At 48.4% G+C, this 1261-nt stretch carries 2 protein-coding genes and 1 pseudogene; all 3 read left to right on the plus strand.

Features of this window, described 5'->3' with window-relative positions:
• Window positions 1-129: pseudogene (locus AC0QHF_RS00265) on the plus strand (Uma2 family endonuclease); the annotation flags it as partial.
• A gap of 153 nt (window positions 130-282) precedes the next feature.
• Window positions 283-726 carry a DUF29 domain-containing protein gene (locus AC0QHF_RS00270; RefSeq protein ID WP_324702190.1) on the plus strand — a complete coding sequence of 148 codons (444 nt, stop codon included), beginning with the start codon at window positions 283-285 and terminating at the stop codon, window positions 724-726.
• Window positions 727-932: 206 nt separating this feature from the next.
• A partial coding sequence (locus AC0QHF_RS00275; protein ID WP_324702191.1) for a Uma2 family endonuclease occupies window positions 933-1261 on the plus strand: 329 nt, incomplete at its 3' end.

Genomic DNA, 1261 nt, shown 5'->3' on the forward strand with positions numbered 1-1261 from the left:
CCCCAAAATCGACGGGTAGAAATCTACCGCCCCGGACAAGAAGTCGAAGTTTTGGACAATCCAATAGAACTTCCCGGCGACGATGTATTGCCGGGATTTGTTTTGAGATTAAATCGGGTTTGGGGTTGATTTTCTAGTAGAATTGACTGGCTTTTTTCCAGAGCGATCGCATAATAGCTCTCCCCATATTTTTAGCCATCATCTCACCCAACCTTAAAATCATAACACAGGCAAGATGCCCGTGCTACACGATTTCATCTATACTGGTGGTATGGAAACAATATGAATGATAACCAATTGTATGAAGACGATTTTTATACTTGGTCTTTACAGCAGGCTCAATTGCTGCGGGAAAAACAATTCGATCGCGTCGATTGGGAGAATGTAATTGAGGAGATAGAAGCCTTGGGACGCAGCGAATATAGAGCTTTTGTATCCGCCATCGAACAGCTTACTTTGCATTTGCTGAAGTGGCAATATCAGAGAGATTATCGCTCCCCCAGTTGGCGACATTCGATCGACAAGCAGCGAATCGCGATCGAACGCATTATCGAAGACAACCCCGGCTTGCAAAGTCGCCTTGATGAGGCAATTTCCAAGGGATATAAATACGGGCGAAAGGGGGCGATCAAAGAAACGTTTATGGATGCCAAAATTTTTCCCGAAGTTTGCCCCTATACTTGGGAAGAATTGACAGATGATAATTTTTTCCCAGACTCCAATTAAAACAACAGGGAGACTATAGCAGCGTGAAATGATTCGTAAAATTTTTGTCCGTTCAAAGCCCCCAGAATTGGGGGTTTGGGGGCGAGAATAAAAATCAAAGCCCCCAGAATTGGGGGTTTGGGGGCGAGAAGATTTGAAACTGATCGCATTCCCATCCCCCTGAGTTACCATCAACACTATCCGCCCAAATTCTCGGAGGAAATTCGATGCACTCCACCCTCTCCCTGCAACTCCCCCCCTCCACCCTTCTCCACGTCACCCAGGAACAATTCCAAGAGCTCGCCGCCGCCAACCCCGATTTAAGATTAGAACGGACCGCCACAGGAGAATTGATTGTGAACCCACCCGCCGGCAGCGAATCGGGCAAAAAAAATAGCAGATTGACAACCCAACTGGGAATTTGGGATGAAGCCCACGAAGACTTGGGTGTTGCCTTCGACTCCTCCGCCGGATTTATCCTCCCCAACGGCGCCACCCGTTCCCCCGATGCCTCTTGGGTAGCTCGCTCTCGGTGGGAGGCGCTGACACCCGAACA

This window comes from Lyngbya sp. CCY1209 (assembly GCF_055795065.1).